The organism is Pedococcus sp. P2_E2 (assembly GCF_056403955.1).
In genome coordinates this window covers 172,613-191,251 of record NZ_JBFUEM010000001.1, presented here as the reverse complement: position 1 = coordinate 191,251, position 18,639 = coordinate 172,613, and the positions used below count along the sequence as shown (strand labels likewise).

General features: G+C 69.6%; 16 protein-coding genes. 5 read left to right on the top strand and 11 right to left on the bottom strand.

Features of this window, described 5'->3' with window-relative positions; translation table 11 throughout:
• Positions 1 to 259: 259 nt before the first annotated feature.
• The 5 genes from ilvC to AC1DWR_RS00835 all read right to left on the bottom strand — a co-directional run bounded on the left by ilvC (position 260) and on the right by AC1DWR_RS00835 (position 6,479).
• Complete coding sequence (gene ilvC / locus AC1DWR_RS00855; RefSeq protein WP_477615546.1) at positions 260 to 1,288, bottom strand: ketol-acid reductoisomerase; 1,029 nt, start codon at positions 1,286 to 1,288, stop codon at positions 260 to 262.
• Between the two features lie 116 nt (positions 1,289 to 1,404).
• Positions 1,405 to 1,917 (bottom strand): acetolactate synthase small subunit, encoded by a 513-nt coding sequence (ilvN, locus tag AC1DWR_RS00850; protein WP_140741388.1) that lies wholly within the window; start codon positions 1,915 to 1,917, stop codon positions 1,405 to 1,407.
• A 6-nt stretch (positions 1,918 to 1,923) separates the two neighbouring features.
• Positions 1,924 to 3,822: an acetolactate synthase large subunit gene (locus AC1DWR_RS00845; protein ID WP_477623313.1), complete on the bottom strand. Its 1,899-nt coding sequence runs from the start codon at positions 3,820 to 3,822 to the stop codon at positions 1,924 to 1,926.
• Positions 3,823 to 4,101: 279 nt separating this feature from the next.
• Complete coding sequence (gene ilvD, locus AC1DWR_RS00840) at positions 4,102 to 5,829, bottom strand: dihydroxy-acid dehydratase (protein ID WP_477623312.1); 1,728 nt, start codon at positions 5,827 to 5,829, stop codon at positions 4,102 to 4,104.
• Positions 5,830 to 5,954: 125 nt separating this feature from the next.
• A complete protein-coding gene (locus AC1DWR_RS00835) occupies positions 5,955 to 6,479 on the bottom strand; it encodes a SixA phosphatase family protein (protein ID WP_477615549.1) in 525 nt (174 codons plus the stop codon).
• A gap of 204 nt (positions 6,480 to 6,683) precedes the next feature.
• On the opposite strand from AC1DWR_RS00835, the gene AC1DWR_RS00830 reads away from it, so the two are divergent.
• Positions 6,684 to 7,793, top strand: a complete 1,110-nt coding sequence (locus AC1DWR_RS00830; RefSeq protein WP_477615550.1) for a PLP-dependent cysteine synthase family protein — start codon at positions 6,684 to 6,686, stop codon at positions 7,791 to 7,793.
• Positions 7,794 to 7,877: 84 nt separating this feature from the next.
• Here AC1DWR_RS00830 and AC1DWR_RS00825 read toward each other — a convergent pair whose 3' ends face one another.
• The 3 genes from AC1DWR_RS00825 to AC1DWR_RS00815 form a co-directional block, all read right to left on the bottom strand.
• Positions 7,878 to 8,162, bottom strand: coding sequence for a MoaD/ThiS family protein (locus AC1DWR_RS00825; RefSeq protein WP_477615551.1), 285 nt, complete (start codon positions 8,160 to 8,162; stop codon positions 7,878 to 7,880).
• Positions 8,159 to 9,247 carry a WD40/YVTN/BNR-like repeat-containing protein gene (locus tag AC1DWR_RS00820; protein ID WP_477623311.1) on the bottom strand — a complete coding sequence of 363 codons (1,089 nt, stop codon included), beginning with the start codon at positions 9,245 to 9,247 and terminating at the stop codon, positions 8,159 to 8,161. Before AC1DWR_RS00820 ends, AC1DWR_RS00825 begins: the two co-directional genes overlap by 4 nt.
• 114 nt (positions 9,248 to 9,361) lie before the next feature.
• Entirely contained in the window at positions 9,362 to 10,279 is a 918-nt protein-coding gene (locus AC1DWR_RS00815; protein WP_477623310.1) for a 2-hydroxyacid dehydrogenase, read from the bottom strand.
• A 106-nt stretch (positions 10,280 to 10,385) separates the two neighbouring features.
• On the opposite strand from AC1DWR_RS00815, the gene AC1DWR_RS00810 reads away from it, so the two are divergent.
• Positions 10,386 to 11,579: a PQQ-dependent sugar dehydrogenase gene (locus AC1DWR_RS00810; RefSeq protein ID WP_477623309.1), complete on the top strand. Its 1,194-nt coding sequence runs from the start codon at positions 10,386 to 10,388 to the stop codon at positions 11,577 to 11,579.
• 78 nt (positions 11,580 to 11,657) lie between these two features.
• Here the strand turns inward: AC1DWR_RS00810 and gatB are convergent, their stop codons facing one another.
• The 3 genes from gatB to gatC all read right to left on the bottom strand — a co-directional run bounded on the left by gatB (position 11,658) and on the right by gatC (position 15,120).
• Positions 11,658 to 13,193 carry an Asp-tRNA(Asn)/Glu-tRNA(Gln) amidotransferase subunit GatB gene (gatB, locus tag AC1DWR_RS00805; protein WP_477623308.1) on the bottom strand — a complete coding sequence of 512 codons (1,536 nt, stop codon included), beginning with the start codon at positions 13,191 to 13,193 and terminating at the stop codon, positions 11,658 to 11,660.
• A 5-nt stretch (positions 13,194 to 13,198) separates the two neighbouring features.
• Complete coding sequence (gatA, locus tag AC1DWR_RS00800; RefSeq protein ID WP_477623307.1) at positions 13,199 to 14,716, bottom strand: Asp-tRNA(Asn)/Glu-tRNA(Gln) amidotransferase subunit GatA; 1,518 nt, start codon at positions 14,714 to 14,716, stop codon at positions 13,199 to 13,201.
• A 107-nt stretch (positions 14,717 to 14,823) separates the two neighbouring features.
• Complete coding sequence (gatC, locus tag AC1DWR_RS00795; RefSeq protein ID WP_477623306.1) at positions 14,824 to 15,120, bottom strand: Asp-tRNA(Asn)/Glu-tRNA(Gln) amidotransferase subunit GatC; 297 nt, start codon at positions 15,118 to 15,120, stop codon at positions 14,824 to 14,826.
• 82 nt (positions 15,121 to 15,202) lie between these two features.
• On the opposite strand from gatC, the gene mce reads away from it, so the two are divergent.
• The 3 genes from mce to AC1DWR_RS00780 all read left to right on the top strand — a co-directional run bounded on the left by mce (position 15,203) and on the right by AC1DWR_RS00780 (position 18,511).
• Positions 15,203 to 15,643 carry a methylmalonyl-CoA epimerase gene (mce, locus tag AC1DWR_RS00790; RefSeq protein WP_477623305.1) on the top strand — a complete coding sequence of 147 codons (441 nt, stop codon included), beginning with the start codon at positions 15,203 to 15,205 and terminating at the stop codon, positions 15,641 to 15,643.
• A 113-nt stretch (positions 15,644 to 15,756) separates the two neighbouring features.
• Entirely contained in the window at positions 15,757 to 17,097 is a 1,341-nt protein-coding gene (gene ccrA / locus AC1DWR_RS00785) for a crotonyl-CoA carboxylase/reductase (protein WP_477615559.1), read from the top strand.
• A gap of 49 nt (positions 17,098 to 17,146) precedes the next feature.
• On the top strand, positions 17,147 to 18,511 hold the full coding sequence (locus AC1DWR_RS00780) for an AI-2E family transporter (protein WP_477623304.1): 1,365 nt from the start codon (positions 17,147 to 17,149) through the stop codon (positions 18,509 to 18,511).
• Positions 18,512 to 18,639: the final 128 nt, after the last annotated feature.

The window sequence follows — 18,639 nt, the reverse complement described above, 5'->3', positions numbered from 1 at the left end:
AGTCCTTTGGTGGGTCAGTGGTCGGCCACTGATGGGTCACTGATGGGGGGTCCGGCACCGCGCTGTGCCCGCGGTCAGCATACGACCGCGCTCAGCATGTGGATGCCCCGGCTCGACATGTGACACGCGGATCACCGGCACCCGCTTGGTGTGCAAGGTTTGTCCACCGTTGGGGACAACCTGGGGACAACAGTGCCGGCCGACCCCGCGAACGGGGCCGGCCGGCATGCTTGGTGGGGACCGTCAGCGGGCCGCGTTGTCAGCGGGCCGCGGAGCCCTCGACGTAGTCGGAGTCGGTCTCCTTGATCCAGCTCATCAGCTTGCGGAGCTCCTTGCCGGTGCCCTCGATCGGGTGCTGGGCACCCTTCTCACGCAGGGCCTTGAACTCCGGGCCGCCCGCGTCCTGGTCGTCGATGAACCGCTTGGCGAAGGCGCCGTTCTTGATGTCCGCGAGCACCGCCTGCATGTTCTCCTTGACGCGGGGGTCGATGACCCGGGGACCGGAGACGTAGTCGCCGTACTCGGCCGTGTCGGACACCGACCAGCGCTGCTTGGCGATGCCGCCCTCGACCATGAGGTCGACGATCAGCTTGAGCTCGTGCAGGCACTCGAAGTAGGCCACCTCGGGCTGGTAGCCGGCTTCAACAAGCGTCTCGAAGCCGTACTGCACGAGCTGGGATGCACCCCCGCAGAGGACGGCCTGCTCACCGAACAGGTCGGTCTCGCACTCCTCGGTGAAGGTGGTCTTGATGCCGCCGGCACGCAGTCCGCCGATGGCCTTGGCATAGGACTGGGCCAGCGCCCAGGCGTCGCCGGACGCGTCCTGCTCGACTGCCAGCAGCACGGGGACGCCGCGGCCGTCGACGTACTCACGGCGCACCAGGTGACCGGGACCCTTGGGGGCCACCATGATCACGTCGGAGCCTGCCTCGGGCTTGATGTAGTCGAACCGGATGTTGAAGCCGTGCCCGAAGAGCAGGCCGGCACCGTCCTTGAGGTTGGGCGCGATGTCGTTGGCATAGACGGTGCGCTGCACCTGGTCGGGCGTGAGGATGACGACGAGGTCGGCCTCCTTCACGGCATCCGCCACGGATCGCACGGTGAGCCCCTCGGCCTCGGCCTTGGCGCGGCTCTTGCTGCCCTCGGCGAGGCCGACGCGCACGTCGACCCCGGAGTCGCGAAGGTTGAGCGCGTGGGCGTGGCCCTGGCTGCCGTAGCCGATGACGGCCACCTTCTTGCCCTGGATCACGCTCAGGTCAGCGTCGTCGTCGTAGAACATCTCGGCCACGGTGGCCACTCCTTAGTGTTGTCTGGCTTGCTTCGGGTGATCAATGAAATCTGTTGGACTGCAAAGACATTCAGGTATGCAGCGTGGCTTCGAACCGTCTGCGCCGCTCCCCTGCGCTAGGCCGTCCGCAGCGCCCGGTCGGTGATCGACCGCGTACCACGTCCGATCGCGACCATGCCGGACTGGACGAGCTCCTTGACGCCGAACGGCTCGATGACCTCGAGGAACGCGGCGAGCTTGTCGCGGTTGCCGGTGACCTCGATGGTCAGGGTGTCGCTGGCGACATCGACCACTTTGGCACGGAACAGCTGGACCGTCTCGAGCACGTGGCTGCGGCTGTGCACGTCGGTGCGGACCTTGACCAGCAGAATCTCGCGCTGGACCGAGGCGGTGGGCTCGAGCTCGACGACCTTGAGGACCTCGATGAGCTTGTTGAGCTGCTTGGTGACCTGCTCCAGCGGCAGGGCGTCGACGTCGACGACCACCGTCATCCGCGAGATCTCCGGGTGCTCGGTGGGGCCCACGGCGAGCGAGTCGATGTTGAAGCCGCGCCGCGAGAAGAGCGCTGCGATCCTGGCCAGGACGCCGGGCTTGTTCTCGACGAGGACCGACAGGGTGTGCTTGCTCATCGCCATCTACCGTCCGTCCTTGTCTGCGTCCTCGGGCTGCTCGGTGGCCTCGTCCTCTTCACGGTCCCACTGCGGCGCGGTGTCCTTCGCGACCTGGATGGCGTCGTTGCTGACCCCGGCCGGGACCATCGGCCAGACCATCGCGTCGCGGTGGACGACGAAGTCGATGATGACCGGGACGTCGTTGACCTCCATGGCCTTCTTGATGGTCGCATCCACGTCTTCCGCACGCTCGCACCGGAGTCCGACGCAGCCGTAGGCGTCAGCCAGCTTGACGAAGTCGGGGATGCGGCGGCCGACCGAGGTGTGCAGGTCGGTGTTCGAGTAGCGCTTGTCGTAGAACAGGGACTGCCACTGGCGGACCATGCCCAGGCTGCTGTTGTTGATGATCGCGACCTTGATCGGGATGTTGTTGATGACGCAGGTCGCGAGCTCCTGGTTGGTCATCTGGAAGCACCCGTCACCGTCGATGGCCCACACCACACGGTCCGGCTGGGCGACCTTCGCACCCATGGCGGCCGGCACGGCATACCCCATCGTCCCGAGGCCGCCGGAGTTGAGCCAGGCGTTCGGGCGTTCGTACTGGACGAACTGGGCCGCCCACATCTGGTGCTGGCCGACGCCGGCGACGTAGACCGACTCGGGTCCGCTGAGGGCGCCGATGCGCTCGATGACGTACTGCGGCGGCACGCCCTCCTCGCCCTCGGGCGAGGTGTAGCCGAGCGGGAAGGTGGACTTCCAGCCGGCCGTCTGCTCGCGCCAGGCGTCGTAGTCGCCGACCGTCCCGGCTTCGTGGTCGGCAGCCACCGCCTTGACCAGCTCATTGATGACCTCGAGCACGTCGCCGACGATCGGGACATCGGCATTGCGGTTCTTGGAGATCTCGGCGGGGTCGATGTCGGCGTGGATGACCTTGGCCTCTGGTGCGAACGTCGACAGCTGGCCGGTCACCCGGTCGTCGAAGCGCGCACCGAGGGTGATGAGCAGGTCGGACTTCTGAAGGGCCGTGACGGCGGCGACCGAGCCGTGCATGCCCGGCATGCCGAGGTGGAGCGGGTGGCTGTCGGGGACGGCGCCCCGCGCCATCAGGGTGGTCACGACGGGGATCTGGGTCAGCTCGACGAACTCGCGCAGGGCGTCGGAGGCATTGCCGCGGATCACGCCGCCGCCGACGTAGAACACCGGGCGCTTGGCCTGGGCGATGAGTCGAGCGGCCTCGCGGATCTGCTTGTTGTGCGGCCGGGCGACGGGCCGGTAGCCGGGCAGGTCGTACTTGGGCGGCCACGCGAAGGTGGTCTTCGCCTGGAGCGCATCCTTCGAGATGTCGACGAGGACGGGGCCGGGCCGGCCCGTGGAGGCGATGTGGAACGCCTCAGCGATGACACGAGGGATCTGCGAGGCGTCGGTGACCAGGTAGTTGTGCTTGGTGATCGGCATCGTGATGCCACGGATGTCGGCCTCCTGGAAGGCATCCGTGCCGATGGCGGCGGAGGCGACCTGGCCGGTGATCGCCACGATCGGCACCGAGTCCATGTAGGCGTCGGCGATGGCGGTCACGAGGTTGGTGGCACCCGGACCGGACGTCGCCATGCAGACCCCGACCTTGCCGGTCGCGCTGGCGTAGCCCTCGGCCGCGTGGCCGGCGCCCTGCTCGTGGCGGACCAGGATGTGGCGGACCTTGACCGAGTCGAGCAGCGGGTCGTAGGCCGGCAGGATCGCCCCGCCGGGAATGCCGAAGACCGTGTCGACCTCCATGGCCTCGAGGGAGAGCACGAGGCTCTGGGCGCCGGTCACCTGGGCGGGAACCTTCGCCCTCGCCTGCTCGGCCAGCCTGGAGGGGCTGGGCGGGCTGGGCGCGCTGGGTGGACTCGGGGCCGGACTCGGGGCCGGTTTCGTGTCGCTCACGTCTCTACCGCTTTCGGTTCTCGCTGGTGCTGGACCACGCTGATCTGCTCACGCTGTGCCTGCTCACGCTGTGCCTGCTCACGCTGTGCCTGCTCACAAAAAAGCCCTCCAGTCCTCGGGTGAGGACGACGGAGGGCAGCGCGCTGGCTCAAGGAGCCTGCGCGCTAATGAAGTACGAGAATTCGTGCCACACGAGAACTCTCCCGCGCGGCCCGAAGGGTGTCAACGTGCGAGACAACGGGTCCCACGATCCGGACCTGTCGTCTCAGTCACAGACCCTCAGCCGCAGACGGCCCCGCCGCTGGCACTGCCGACGAGCTTGCGGTACTTGGCCAGGACGCCGCGGGGGTACTTGGACTCCGGCGGCACGAAGCCCTCGGCGCGACGAGCCAGCTCTGCCTCGTCGACGTGGACGTCGAGCACGCCGTTCGCCACGTCGAGCGTGATGCGATCACCGTCCCGGACGAACGCGATGGGTCCGCCGTCGACCGCCTCCGGCGCCACGTGTCCCACGCACAGACCGGTGGTACCGCCGGAGAAGCGGCCGTCGGTCAGGAGCAGCACGTCCTTGCCCAGCCCGGCACCCTTGATGGCACCGGTCACGGCCAGCATCTCGCGCATCCCCGGGCCGCCCTTGGGTCCTTCGTAACGGATGACGACGACGTCGCCCGCCTGGAGGGACCCCTGTGCGACGGCGTCCATCGCTGCGCGTTCGCCGTCGAACACCCTGGCGGTGCCCTCGAAGACGTCGGAGTCGAAGCCGGCCGACTTGACCACAGCGCCCTCGGGGGCCAGCGAGCCCTTGAGGATCGTGATCCCACCGGTCTTGTGGATCGGCTCCTTCATCGCCCGGACGACCTTGCCGTCGACGTCGGGCGGGGCGATGTGGGCGAGGTTCTCGGCCATCGTCTTGCCGGTGACGGTCAGGCAGTCGCCGTGCAGGAGCCCCGCGTCGAGCAGCGCGCGCATCACGACCGGCACTCCCCCGACCCGGTCGATGTCGGTCATGACGTACTGGCCGAACGGCTTGACGTCGGCCAGGTGCGGCACCCGGGCCCCGATGCGCGAGAAGTCGTCGAGAGTCAGGTCGACCTCGGCCTCGTTGGCGATCGCGAGCAGGTGCAGCACGGCGTTGGTCGAACCGCCGAAGGCCATCACGACGGCGATGGCGTTCTCGAACGCCTCCTTGGTCATGATGTCGCGTGCCGTGATGCCCCGCCGCAGAAGACCGACGACAGCCTCACCCGACTTGCGGGCAAACCCGTCGCGGCGGCGGTCGGTGGCGGGCGGCGCCGCCGACCCGGGCAGGGACATCCCGATGGCCTCGGCGACCGAAGCCATCGTGTTCGCGGTGTACATGCCGCCGCAGGCACCTTCGCCCGGACAGATCGCGCGCTCGATCGCGTCGACGTCGGCCCGCGACATCAGCCCTGCGGCGCACGCCCCGACGGCCTCGAAGGCGTCGATGATCGTCACCGTCTTCTCGGAGCCGTCCGAGAGCTTGGCGATCCCCGGGAGGATCGACCCGGCATACAGGAAGACGCTGGCGAGGTCGAGGCGCGCCGCGGCCATCAGCATTCCCGGCAGGGACTTGTCGCAGCCCGCGAGCAGGACCGAACCGTCGAGGCGCTCCGCATTCATCACCGTCTCCACGGAATCCGCGATGATCTCGCGGCTCACGAGGGAGAAGTGCATGCCTTCGTGGCCCATCGAGATGCCGTCGCTGACCGAGATCGTGCCGAACTCGAGCGGGTAACCACCGGCCGCGTGCACGCCGTCCTTGACGGCCTTGGCGAGCCGGTCGAGGGACAGGTTGCAGGGCGTGATCTCGTTCCACGAGCTGGCCACCCCGATCTGCGGCTTGACCCAGTCGTCGTCACCCATGCCCACCGCGCGCAGCATGCCGCGCGCTGCGGTCTTCTCGATGCCGTCGGTCACGTCACGGCTGCGCGGCTTGATGTCGACGCCGTTGGTGGCTGCCCCCGCGGCGGGTTCGGTGGTCGTCATGGGCCGAGTCTAGAACTCGGGTCCACAGGGTGGGACGCCGGTCTCACAAGCCGAAAACCGCCGGGTATGCCGTGCAGTTCCCAGCGCCGCCAGCCCTGCGGACACCAGCGGGGCCACCTGCGCGGTCAGCCGCGAGAGACGTGGCAGCGCTCGAGCGCGGCCGTTCCGAAGTCGAGCCCGGACCAGGGCCCGGCATAGCGCAGGACGGCGAGCGACGACGTCGGGAACCCGGCGGCCAGGCACTCGTGCGCCGCCGACGAGCCGTCGCCCTCGGACAGCCCGCTGGCGAGGGCTGCCATCGTGGGGTTGTGCCCAACCACCATCACGACCTGCGCCTCCCCCGCCGATTCCCGAACCGTCTGGAGCACGGTCTGCGCGCCGCCGGAGTAGATGCCGTCGGCGTACTCGATGGTCTCGCCGCAGGCTCCTCCCTCGACCGCCGCGGCCCACGTCTGTCGGGTGCGCATCGCCGTCGAGCACAGCACCAGCTCGGGACCGAGCTCATGCTCGTGCATCCAGACGCCGGCCGCCCGGGCATCGCGCCTGCCCCGGCCGGTGAGCGCGCGCTCGTGGTCCGGCTTGCCGATGACCTGCTCAGCCTTGGCGTGGCGGAAGAGGATGAGCACCTTGTCATCACTGGCGAGGGTCATACCCCGAGCATGGACCCGTTGGACCTCAACAACCAGTCTTGACAGCAGCGCTCAGGGCGCGGCGACTGCCGCCCCGGATCAGCCGCCACGGCTGAGCGAGCCAGCCACCTCGGCCCGCTACCCTTCGTCCCACCACGACGAGGTGGACCCGAGGCAGTGAACCCGCGGCCGCGGCATACCTCTCCGCCCAGTGAGGAACGACCGATGGAGCAGCCGCCCGCCCTGATCGACGTCAGGGCGACCGCACCGACCGACCGGCCCTGGCTCGACGAGGCGATCCGCCGGATCCAGTCCGACGCCAACCGCAGCGCCGACACCCACCTCGTGCACGTGCCGCTCCCGGGGCTGCCCGACGTCGACCTCTACCTCAAGGACGAGTCGACGCACCCCACCGGCAGCCTCAAGCACCGCCTCGCGAGGTCCCTGTTCCTCTACGCCCTGTGCAACGGTGAGCTGCACGACGGGACCACGGTCATCGAGGCGTCGAGCGGTTCCACGGCGGTGAGCGAGGCGTACTTCGCCCGGATGCTCGGCCTGCCCTTCATCGCCGTCATGGTGCGGACGACCAGCCCGGAGAAGATCGCCCTCATCGAGCGCGAGGGCGGCCGGTGCCACTTCGTGGACGACGCTGGCGAGGTCTACGAGGTCGCGCGACAGCTCGCGGAGGAGCGTGACGGCCACTACCTCGACCAGTTCACCTATGCCGAGCGCGCGACCGACTGGCGCGGCAACAACAACATCGCGGAGTCGATCTTCGAGCAGATGGGTCGCGAGCGGCACCCGGTCCCCCACTGGGTCGTCGTGGGCGCGGGCACCGGCGGCACCAGCGCGACCATCGGGCGGTACGTCCGCTATCGGGGCCTGGCCAGCCAGGTGTGTGTCGTCGACCCCGAGCACTCGGCCTTCCTCCCGGCGTTCTGCGGCGACGACGCCGGCGTCACGGCGGCGTGCGGGTCGCGCATCGAGGGCATCGGCCGGCCGCGGGTCGAGCCGAGCTTCGTCCCGAGCGTCGTGGACCGGATGATGCTGGTGCCCGACGCCGCCTCCGTCGCGGCGATGCGTTTCCTCACCGAACGCACGGGGCTGCGCGGCGGCGCATCGACCGGCACCAACCTGTTCGGCGCGTTGCGCCTCGCGTGCGAGATGGCCGAGCGGGGCGAAGGCGGGAGCATCGTCTCGCTGCTCTGCGACGGCTCGGAGAGGTATGCCGGCACCTATCGCAACGACGCCTGGCTCGCCGAGCGAGGGTGGGACCTCGAACCCCACCTCGCCGTGCTGCGAGCGGCGTGGGACGAAGGGGCCTGGACCGCCTGAGGTCCACGACTTGTTGCCGCCTGCTCGTCACCGGGAGCCGAAATCGGCGGTTGGTGACGACGAGGTGGCAACAAGTGGGGGCGATCAGCCGCCGGACACGGCGTTGATGACGTGGACCGTCGAGTTCGGGGTGACCGCTGTCTGCACCCCGTCGGCACGCTTGGCGTCCTCGCCGTCCACGAAGATGTTGACGTGTCGGCGGATCTCGCCCCGCTCGTCCCGCACGCGCGACGCCAGGATCGGCCACGGCTCGAACGCCCGGTCGAGCACATCGGCGAGCGAGGCCTGGGCGCCCAGCTCGACGGGCAGCTCGGCCGCACCGTCGGCCAGCTCGCGCAACAAGCCCGGGAGCACCACGCGAGCGGTCATGGAAGCGTGACCGCCCGCACGCAGAGGACGTCCGGCAGCTGTTCGACGATGCGCGCGAACGAGTCGCCGCCGTCGACCGACGCGTAGACCTCGCCGTTGCGCGTGCCGAGGTACAGGCCCGGCTCCTCGGGGTGGTCGTCCAGGCCTGCGGCATCACGCAGCACGTTCGTGTAGCACGGGGAGGGCAGTCCGTCGTGCTGGGTGCGCCAGGTCGCCCCGGCGTCGTCGGTGCGCTGGACCTGGAGCTCAGCACCCGGCGGGATGCGCTCACCGTCGGAGGCGATCGGCACCAGCCACATGGTGTCGCCGCGACGGGGGTGGGCCAGGGCGGTCATGCCGAAGTTCGTCGGCAGCCCCGCCTCGATCGACGTCCAGGTGACCCCGTCGTCGTCCGAACGGTAGACGCCCCTGTGGTTCTGGGCGTAGAGCCGGGTCGGGGTGCCGCTGTCGCGCACCACCTTGTGGACGCATTGCCCGAACTCGGGCCACTCGTCGTGCGGCTGGAAGTAGGCGTGGATGCCGGTGTTGCCGGGGTTCCACGACGCCCCGCCGTCACGGGTGTTGTAGACGCCACCGGTGCTCATCGCGACGAGCATGCTGTCGGCGTCGACCGGGCTCGGCAGGACGGTGTGGATGGCTCCGCCACCGAAGCCCTCGCCCCACTCGGGGCGGTGGGGGTGTTCCCACAGCCCCCGGTTGAGCTCGAACGTCTCGCCCCGGTCCGCGCTGCGCCACAGCCCCTGGGGTTCGGTGCCGGCCCAGACCACCGACGGGTCGTGCGGGTCGGCCACCAGCTGCCACGTGGCCTTGAGCGCGGTGTCGGTGTCCTCCGGGAAGCGGATCGACCCGTCGGGGTGCTCGACCCAGCTGGCCCCGAGGTCGTCGGAGTGCTGCAACGACGGACCCCAGTGCGACGAGCGGAACCCCACGAGCAGCCTGGTGGGGTCGGTGCGGGTGTCGAAGAGCAGCGACAGCACCTCGCTCATCAGGAAGTGCGGACCCTCGACCCGCCACGACTGCCGGTCCTCACTGCGAGCCAGCCACAACCCCTTGCGTGTGCCTATTCCGACGACGGTCTCACCCATGTTTCCCATACTGGCACTCCTCTGGCCCTACGACACGTGTTGTCGGTATCGACCCGGAAGCACCGCAGAACTCATCGGAGCGCAGGCCGGAATCCTCCGTGCCAGCGCGAGTGGTCAGACCAGGTTTCGCAACGGTCTCCCGGCGGCATACGCCCCCAGCTGCTCCTGCAGCAGGCGCGCGGCGCGTGGCATGAACGCGGTCGAGGCCCCGCCGACGTGCGGAGTGATCATCACTCCCGGCGTGGTCCACAAGGGGTGGTCGGGCGGCAGCGGCTCGGGGTCGGTGACGTCCAGGGCAGCCCGGATCCGGCCGGCCGCCGCGTGTCGCACCAGCGCGTCGGTGTCAACGACCCCACCCCGCGCCACGTTGACGACCAGGGCACCGTCGGGCAGGGCAGCCAGGAAGTCGTCGTCGACCAGGCCCGCCGTGTGCGCGCTCAACGGCACGATCACGATGACGACGTCATGCAGCGGCAGCAGGTCCGGCAGCTCGTCGACCCCGTGGACGGACCGCACGAGCTCGTCCCCCGCCCGCGCACGGCTCGCCACCGCCGTCACCTGGACCTCGAACGGCGTGAGCCGGGCAGCGATCGCCCGCCCGATGGCGCCGTAGCCCAGCACCAGCACCCGTTTGTCGGCCAAGGCGTGGTGGAACGTCGAGGGCAGCCAGGTGCGTTCCCGTTGGGCCGCAAAGAAGTCCGGGAAGTCGCGCAGGCTCGCCAGCGTGAGCGCCACCGCCAGCTCTGCCGTCGAGGCGTCGTGGACCCCGGTGGCGTTCGCGAGCCTCACTCCGTCGGGCAGCACGGCCTGCACGTCGTCGTAACCGGCCGTCAGGAGCTGCACGAGCTCGAGGTTGGGCACGTGCGAGAGGGCGCCCAGCCGACCACCGGCCCCGATGTACGGCGGCACGACGACCCTGATCTCCTCGGCCCGGTCCGGAGCGCCGTCGAGCTCCCACACGGCGAGCTCGACCCCCGTGATCGGTCCCACCACGTTCACCCATTCCTGCCCCGGCAGGGTCACCAGCGTCATGTCTCCCACGCTAGCCCCGAGACCCCACGCGGTGGCGGCACGTCCGCCCGGGGGCGAGGACCCGCCGCGGTCAGGTGCGAACGCGCCCCGTCACGCACAATGGGGTATGCCGCGTGCACCGCTTCGTCGCCGGCGCACCTCCGCAGGGGCCGCTGCCACCACCGGGGTGGCTGCCGTGCTGCTGGTCTGCGGGTGCTCGGGCACAGACAGGTCGGGCGACGGGACGACCGTCTCCGCGCCCGTGCTGACCTCCTCGACCACGGCCACCTCGACGCCGACCGGCTCGACCACGAGTGGCGCCACGACGACCCCGACAACGACCCCAACCAGGGCCATCCCCGCGACCTCCACCCTCGCGACCAACCTCGACGTCCCGTGGGCCATCGCGTTCCTCCCGGACGGCTCCGCCCTGGTCACGCTGCGCGACAAGGCGCAGCTGCTGCACGTCCGCAGCGGCCGGGGTTCGACGGTGCTCGGCGAGATCCCGGGTGTGCGAYCCGATGGCGAGGGCGGGCTGCTGGGCGTGGCGGTGTCACCACGGTTTGCCAGCGACAAGAGCATCTTCGTCTACTTCACCGCCGCGGACGACAACCGGGTCGTCCGGCTGACCTTCAGCGGCGGGAAGGCGACGAAGCCGACCGTGGTGCTGCGCGGCATACCCAAGGCAGGCAACCACAACGGCGGGCGACTTGCCTTCGGCCCGGACGGCTACCTCTACGTCACCACGGGCGACGCCGGCCACTCCGAGCGTTCCCAGGACGAGCGCGCCCTGGGCGGGAAGATCCTGCGCATCACGACCGACGGCAGACCAGCGCCGGGCAACCCGTTCGGCAACTCCCCCGTCTGGACGTACGGGCACCGCAACGTGCAGGGCATCGCCTGGGCCCCCGACGGACGGATGTTCGCGAGCGAGTTCGGACAGAACACCTGGGACGAGCTCAACCTGATCGTGCCGGGTCGCAACTACGGCTGGCCGGTCGTCGAGGGACGGGCCGGTCGCTCGAAGTTCACGGACCCCCTCGCCCAGTGGGCAACCTCCGACGCGTCTCCGAGTGGGATCGCCGTGGCGAACGGCGCGGTCTGGATGGCAGCCCTGCGGGGTCAGTCTCTGTGGCGAGTTCCGTTGGCTGCCAATGGCATCGGCACCCCCAAGCGACTGCTTCACGGCCGCTACGGCAGGCTCCGCGACGCAGTGGCGGGTCCGGACGGACGGCTGTGGGTGCTGACCAGCAACACCTTCCGCGGCAGCCCGCGGGCCGGCGACGACAAGCTGGTCGCGCTCAACCTGGCAACCCTCTAGCGCCCGCGCACCTCACCCCCGTTTTGGAAGTGGACCTTCCGGATATCCGGAAGGCCCCCGTCCAACAGGGCGACGAACTCAGGTGAGCTTGGCCAGGATCAGCTCGCGGGCCTTGCCTGCGTCGGCCTGGCCCCGCATCTCCTTCATCACCTGACCGATGAGTGCACCGGCGGCCTGGACCTTGCCGTCGCGCACCTTCTGGGCCACGTCGGCGTTGGCCTCGATGACCTTGTCGACAGCCGCCTCGAGGGCGTCGTCGTCCTGCACCAGCTCGAGGCCTCTCGCGTCGGCGACCTCGGTGGGCGTGCCCTCACCGTCGATGACGCCGTCGAGGACCTGGCGGGCCATCGAGTCGTTCAGGCGGCCCCCACGGACCAGACCGTCGAGCTCGGCGATGTGGGCAGGCGTGACGCCGAAGTCCTCCACCGAGGTGCCCTCGACGTTGGCACGGCGGGCCAGCTCACCGGTCCACCACTTGCGCGCAGCAGCCGGGGTCGCGCCCGCGGCGACGGTCTCCTCGATGAGGGCAACCGCCCCGGCGTTCATGACGTCACGCATCTCAAGGTCGCTGTAGCCCCACTCGGCCTGGAGCCGCTTGCGGCGAAGGCCAGGGGCCTCGGGCAGGGTGCCGCGGAGCTCCTCCACCGTCTCGCGCGTCGGTGCGACGGGCACGAGGTCAGGCTCCGGGAAGTACCGGTAGTCCTCGGCGTCGGACTTCTCGCGGCCACTCGTCGTGACCCCGGTGTCCTCGTGCCAGTGTCGTGTCTCCTGGATGATCTTGTCGCCCTTGTCGAGGATCGCCGCGTGCCTGGTGATCTCGTACCGCACCGCGCGCTCGACGCTGCGCAGGGAGTTGACGTTCTTGGTCTCGGTGCGGGTGCCGAGCGGCACGTCGTCCTGGCTCTGGTCCCCGGTGGCCTTGGGGCGCAACGAGACGTTGGCGTCACAGCGCAGCGACCCCTGCTCCATCTTGACGTCGGAGACGCCCAGGGCGCGCAGCAGCTCGCGCAGCGCACCGACGTACGCCTTGGCCACCTCGGGCGCCCTTTCACCGGCACCGGTCAGCGGCTTGGTGACGATCTCGATGAGGGGTATGCCGGCCCGGTTGTAGTCGACCAGCGAGTGGTCTGCGCCGTGGATGCGTCCCGTGGCGCCACCGATGTGCAGCGACTTCCCGGTGTCCTCCTCCATGTGCGCGCGCTCGATCGCGACGCGGTAGACCGTGCCGTCGGACAGCTCGACGTCGAGGTGGCCCTCGAAGGCGATCGGCTCGTCGTACTGGCTGGTCTGGAAGTTCTTCGGCATGTCCGGGTAGAAGTAGTTCTTCCGGGCGAACCGGCACCACTGCGCGATCTCGCAGTTGAGCGCGAGGCCGATCCGGATGGCCGACTCCACCGCCTTCTCGTTGACGACGGGCAGCGCACCCGGCAGCCCCAGGCAGACCGGGCAGACCTGGGTGTTGGGTTCGGCGCCGAACTCGGTGGCACACCCACAGAACATCTTGGTCGCGGTGTTGAGCTCGACGTGCACCTCAAGACCCATCACGGGGTCGTAGCGCTCGAGCGCCTCGTCGTAGTCGACGATCTCCTCGGCGGTGGCCGTAGCGGTGTTCATCGTGGTCACGCTCCCTTCGCGGTCAGCTGGGGGGCCTTGGCCAGCAGTGAGCCGCCCCACCTGTCGACGAGCATCTTCTCGAGGGCCGCGCCCACGTTGTAGAGCCGCTCGTCCTTCGTTGCCGGCGCCAGGATCTGGATGCCGGTGGGCAGGCCGTCCTCGTCGGCCAGGCCGCTCGGCAGTGACATCCCGGGCACCCCGGCGAGGTTGGCGGGGATGGTGGCGACGTCCTGGAGGTACATCGACATCGGGTCGTCGAGCTTGTCGCCCAGCTTGAACGCGGTGGTGGGTGCCGTCGGGCTGACCAGCACGTCGACCTGACCGAAGGCGGCCTGGAAGTCGTTCGCGATCAGCCGGCGGACCTTCTGGGCCTGGCCGTAGTAGGCGTCGTAGTAACCGCTCGAGAGCGCGTAGGTGCCGAGGATGATGCGGCGCTTGACCTCGTCGCCGAAGCCGGCGTCACGGGTGGCCGCCATGACCTGCTCGGCGCTGGGGTCGTCGACGCCCTCGGGCAGCACCCGCAGGCCGTAACGCATCGCGTCGAACTTGGCCAGGTTGGAGGACGCCTCACTGGGCAGGATCAGGTAGTAGGCCGCGAGCGCGTAGTCGAAGCTCGGGCACGACACCTCGACGACCTCGGCACCGGCCTCCTGGAGCAGGGCGACGGACTCGTCGAAGCGGGCGCGCACGCCAGCCTGGTAGCCCTCGCCACCGAGCTCCTTGATCACCCCGACCCTGAGCCCCCTGACGTCCGCGCGGCGTGCGGCCTCGACGACCGAGGGTACCGGGGCGTTGATCGAGGTGGAGTCCATCGGGTCGTACCCGCCGATGACCGAGTGCAGCAGCGCAGCGTCGAGGACGGTGCGCGTGCACGGGCCCGCCTGGTCGAGGCTGGAGGCGAGCGCCACGAGGCCGTAGCGGGACACCCCGCCGTAGGTCGGCTTGACCCCGACGGTGCCCGTGACCGAGGCCGGCTGGCGGATCGAGCCACCGGTGTCCGTGCCGATCGCCAACGGCGCCTCGTATGCCGCGACGACGGCTGAGGAGCCACCTCCCGACCCGCCGGGGATCCGGGTGAGGTCCCACGGGTTGTGGGTGGGGCCGTAGGCGGAGTGCTCGGTGGACGAGCCCATCGCGAACTCGTCCATGTTGGTCTTGCCCAGGATCGGCATGCCGACCGACTTGAGGCGGGCCACGACGGTGGCGTCATAGGGCGGGATCCACCCCTCGAGGATCCTGGACCCGCAGGTCGTCGGCAGTCCCTGGGTCACCATCACGTCCTTGACGGCGATCGGCACGCCGGCGAGGACGTGGAGCTCCTCCCCGGCTGCGCGCCGCTCGTCCACGGTGCGGGCCGCTGCGAGGGCACCCTCGCCGTCCACGTGGAGGTAGGCGTGCACGTCGGCGTCGACGGCCGCGATGCGGTCGAGGTGGGCCTGCACCACCTCGACGGAGCTGAGCTCGCGGGAGCTCAGCGCATGCGCGAGCTCGGCTGCGCTGGAACGGGTGATGTCGGAGTTCACGGGTGGTGGTCCTCGGTCTGTCGCTGGTGGGACGCGGACATGGGGTCGGCGGCGTGGGCCGCAGTGGGGGTCGGTTGCGCGGTCGGGGCTCGGTCTGGCGTGGCCCGTCAGTCCTCGTCGAGGATGCGCGGCACCGAGAAGCGCTGCTGCTCCTGCTCCGGCGCCCCGGACAGGGCGGCCTGCGCCCCGAGTGACGGACGGACCTCGTCCGGGCGGGTGACGTTGGTGAGCGGCAGTGGGTGGGACATCGGCTCGATGTCGTCCGCGGCGACTTCCTGCACCTTGGCGACGGACTCGAGGATGACGCCGAGCTCTCCGACCATCCGGTCGAGCTCGGCATCGGACAGGTCGATGCGGGCGAGGCCGGCGAGGTGCGCGACGTCGTCCCGGGACAGTGCGGACATGGTCGCCAGTCTAGGGGCGCGGTCTGGAGCGTGACGCATCGCTCATGTCGCGGCATACCCGGCTCGGCCTAGGCTGGCGACCATGACTGAACTGCCCACCGAGCTCTTCACCGCGATCGACCACGTGGGGGTCGCGGTGCGCGACCTCGACGAGGCGATCTCCTTCTACCGCGACACCTACGGGATGACGCTGGCGCACCAGGAGGTCAACGAGGAGCAGGGCGTCCGCGAGGCGATGATGGCGGTCGGCGGCAGCGGGTCGCACATCCAGCTGCTGGCGCCCCTGTCACCGGAGTCGACGATCGCGAAGTTCCTCGACCGCTCCGGGCCGGGCGTCCAGCAGGTTGCCTACCGCGTGGAGGATGTCGAGGCGGTCAGTCAGGTGCTGCGCGACCGTGGTCTGCGGCTGCTCTACGACGAGCCGCGGCGCGGCACGTCCAACTCGAGGGTGAACTTCATCCACCCCAAGGACGCGGGCGGCATCCTGGTCGAGCTCGTCCAGCCTGCCCACGAGACCCACTGAAGGCTGGCGTGAGGTAGGTCACCGCGTGACCGGAGTCTCACCAGCATCCCGATTGCCTTACTCCGCAGTAGTTTCGCCTGCAGCCGTGCCGACGACGCCGAGGAGACAGACCCATGCAGGAAATCCGCGACGCCATCCTCTCCGGGGACCGCACCCGGGAGACGTATGCCGGGTTGGCCATTCCCGAGACCTACCGCGCCGTGACGGTGCACAAGGACGAGGTGGGCATCTTCGAGGGCCTGGCCACCAAGGAGAAGGACCCGCGCAAGTCACTGCACCTCGACGACGTCCCGGTGCCCGAGCTCGCGCCCGGTGAGGCGCTCGTCGCCGTCATGGCCAGCGCCATCAACTACAACACCGTGTGGACCTCGATCTTCGAGCCGGTGTCGACCTTCGGGTTCCTCGAGCGCTACGGCCGCACCTCCGAGTTCGCCAAGCGGCACGACCTGCCCTACCACGTGGTCGGCTCCGACCTCGCCGGTGTCGTCCTGCGGACCGGGCCCGGAGTCACCAAGTGGACGCCGGGCCAGGAGGTTGTCGCGCACTGCCTGTCGGTCGAGCTCGAGGACGCCGAGGGCCACAACGACACCATGCTCGACCCGCAGCAGCGGATCTGGGGTTTCGAGACCAACTTCGGTGGCCTCGCCGAGCTCGCCATCGTCAAGTCCAACCAGCTGATGCCCAAGCCGGCCCACCTGACGTGGGAGGAGGCGGCGTCTCCCGGCCTGGTGAACTCCACGGCATACCGCCAGCTGATCTCCAAGAACGGCGCCGCCATGAAGCTGGGCGACCGGGTCCTGATCTGGGGCGCCTCAGGTGGTCTGGGGTCCTACGCCACCCAGATGGCGCTGTCCGGTGGCGCCACCCCCATCTGTGTCGTCTCCTCGCCGGAGAAGGCCCAGATCTGCCGCGACATGGGCGCCGAGCTGATCATCGACCGCAGCGCCGAGGGCTACAAGTTCTGGAACGACGACAACACCGCGCAGGACCCGCGTGAGTGGCAGCGGCTCGGCAAGAAGATCCGTGAGCTCACCGGCGGTCACGACGTGGACATCGTCTTCGAGCACCCCGGGCGCGAGACCTTCGGGGCCAGCGTCTACGTCGCGCGCAAGGGCGGCACCATCGTCACCTGTGCCTCGACGTCGGGCTACATGCACGAGTACGACAACCGCTACCTGTGGATGAACCTCAAGCGGATCATCTCGAGCCACTTCGCCAACTACCGCGAGGCGTGGGAGGCCAACGAGCTCATCAACCGTGGCCTCATCCACCCCACCCTCTCCAAGACCTACACCATGGACGAGGTCGGGCAGGCTGCGCTCGACGTGCACCGGAACGCCCACCAGGGCAAGGTCGGCGTGCTCACCCTCTCCCCCGAGGCTGGGCTCGGCGTGACGGACGCCGAGAAGCGGGCCGCCCTGCTCCCGCAGATCGACCGGTTCCGCAACACCTGACCTGCGGCGATGCCCGGGCGTCGTCCTGCCGTGCCATAGGCTCGGACCCATGTCAGCCCTGGACAGGTGGCGTGAGTTCCGCCGCGCTCAGCGCGCCGCCCTGCTCGCCAGCAACCATCCGCACCAGGTCGCCGAGTCCGAGACGACCTTCTCGCCGACCGGCCTGCTCGCGGACATCCTGCCCGCTCGCCGGTCGGGCGACGACGGGGAGGCCGGCGCTGACGGACGCCCCGACGGGGGCCGCGACCAGGGACTCGCCGACGGGAGAGACAACCGCATCGACGAGGGCGACGACGTCGACGAGGGCGACGACCAGGAGCGTGGGCGTGGCCAGGAGCAGGGGCGGGGCCGCCGCTACGGACAGGCCGGGAGACCGCTCAACCGGCAGTCACCGTTCTACATGGGCTTCGTCGGGGGCATCGGCGTGCTCACCGCCCTGCTGCTGTGGCAGACCCTGGGTCGGCTCACCACGGTCCTCACGCTCGTCGTCATCGCCTTCTTCCTCGCCCTCACGCTGAACCCGCTCGTCGAGTTCCTCACCAGCCACGGCATGCGCCGCGGCGGAGCCGTGGCGGTGGTCTTCGCCGGCGTCGTGGCCGTCTTCACCCTGCTCGGACTCGTGGTCGTCCCACCAGTCATCACCCAGGGCAGCGACCTCGCGCAGAAGGCCCCCGACTACCTCGACCAGATCCTGCGCAGCAACTTCGTCAAGGACCTCGACCGGCACTACGACGTCGTCGACAAGATCCAGGCCGAGTTCAACAAGCGGATCACCGACGGCAACTTCATCAGCCAGGTCTTCGGCGGCGTGCTCGGCGTCGGGGCCGCCGTCATCGGCGGCATCTTCCAGACCTTCACCGTGCTCGTCCTGACGCTCTTCCTGCTCGCGTCCTTCCCGCGGGTCAAGCAGGGGGCCTATGCGATCGTCCCGGCCTCGCGTCGTCCCCGGGTCATCTCGCTGTCAGAGGAGATCATGCGCAGGACGGGCTCCTACGCCGCGGGCCAGGTCGCCGTCGCGACCATCAATGCCATCTGCTCGTGGATCATGATGTTGATCGTCGGCATCCCGTATGCCGCGGTGCTGGCGGTGGCGGTCGGCTTCCTCGGGCTCATCCCGATGGTCGGTGCCACGATCGGGGCCTCGGTCGTCTGCCTGGTCGCGGTCTTCGACGAGCCCAAGAAGGCCGTGATCGCGATCATCTACTACGTGGTCTACCAGCAGGTCGAGAACTACGTCGTCGCGCCCAGGATCATGCAGCGCACCGTGTCGGTTCCGGGCGCCGTCACCGTGGTCGCGGCCCTGGCCGGCGGCACGCTCCTGGGTGTCCTCGGTGCGTTGCTCGCGATCCCGGTGGCAGCCGGCCTGCTGCTGCTCTACGAAGAGGTCCTGCTGCCGCGGCAGCGCCGTCACTGATCTCGCTGGCCAGCCTGCTGGTGGGCCATCCGCGCCACCAGTGCCACGGATCGACCTGGATCCGCGCCTGTCACGTTCATCCGTGCCACTGACGCCCCAGATCGACGGCCGAGGACGCCGCGGTCTGG

Coding starts and splice junctions, on each gene's coding strand:
- mce (WP_477623305.1), top strand. CDS start 15,203: ATGACTGAACTGCCCACCGAGCTCTTCACCGCGATCGACCACGTGGGG.
- ilvN (WP_140741388.1), bottom strand. CDS start 1,917: ATGAGCAAGCACACCCTGTCGGTCCTCGTCGAGAACAAGCCCGGCGTC.
- AC1DWR_RS00835 (WP_477615549.1), bottom strand. CDS start 6,479: ATGACCCTCGCCAGTGATGACAAGGTGCTCATCCTCTTCCGCCACGCC.
- AC1DWR_RS00815 (WP_477623310.1), bottom strand. CDS start 10,279: ATGACGCTGGTGACCCTGCCGGGGCAGGAATGGGTGAACGTGGTGGGA.
- ilvD (WP_477623312.1), bottom strand. CDS start 5,829: ATGACGACCACCGAACCCGCCGCGGGGGCAGCCACCAACGGCGTCGAC.
- gatB (WP_477623308.1), bottom strand. CDS start 13,193: ATGAACACCGCTACGGCCACCGCCGAGGAGATCGTCGACTACGACGAG.
- AC1DWR_RS00780 (WP_477623304.1), top strand. CDS start 17,147: ATGTCAGCCCTGGACAGGTGGCGTGAGTTCCGCCGCGCTCAGCGCGCC.
- AC1DWR_RS00830 (WP_477615550.1), top strand. CDS start 6,684: ATGGAGCAGCCGCCCGCCCTGATCGACGTCAGGGCGACCGCACCGACC.
- ccrA (WP_477615559.1), top strand. CDS start 15,757: ATGCAGGAAATCCGCGACGCCATCCTCTCCGGGGACCGCACCCGGGAG.
- AC1DWR_RS00820 (WP_477623311.1), bottom strand. CDS start 9,247: ATGGGTGAGACCGTCGTCGGAATAGGCACACGCAAGGGGTTGTGGCTG.
- gatC (WP_477623306.1), bottom strand. CDS start 15,120: ATGTCCGCACTGTCCCGGGACGACGTCGCGCACCTCGCCGGCCTCGCC.
- AC1DWR_RS00825 (WP_477615551.1), bottom strand. CDS start 8,162: ATGACCGCTCGCGTGGTGCTCCCGGGCTTGTTGCGCGAGCTGGCCGAC.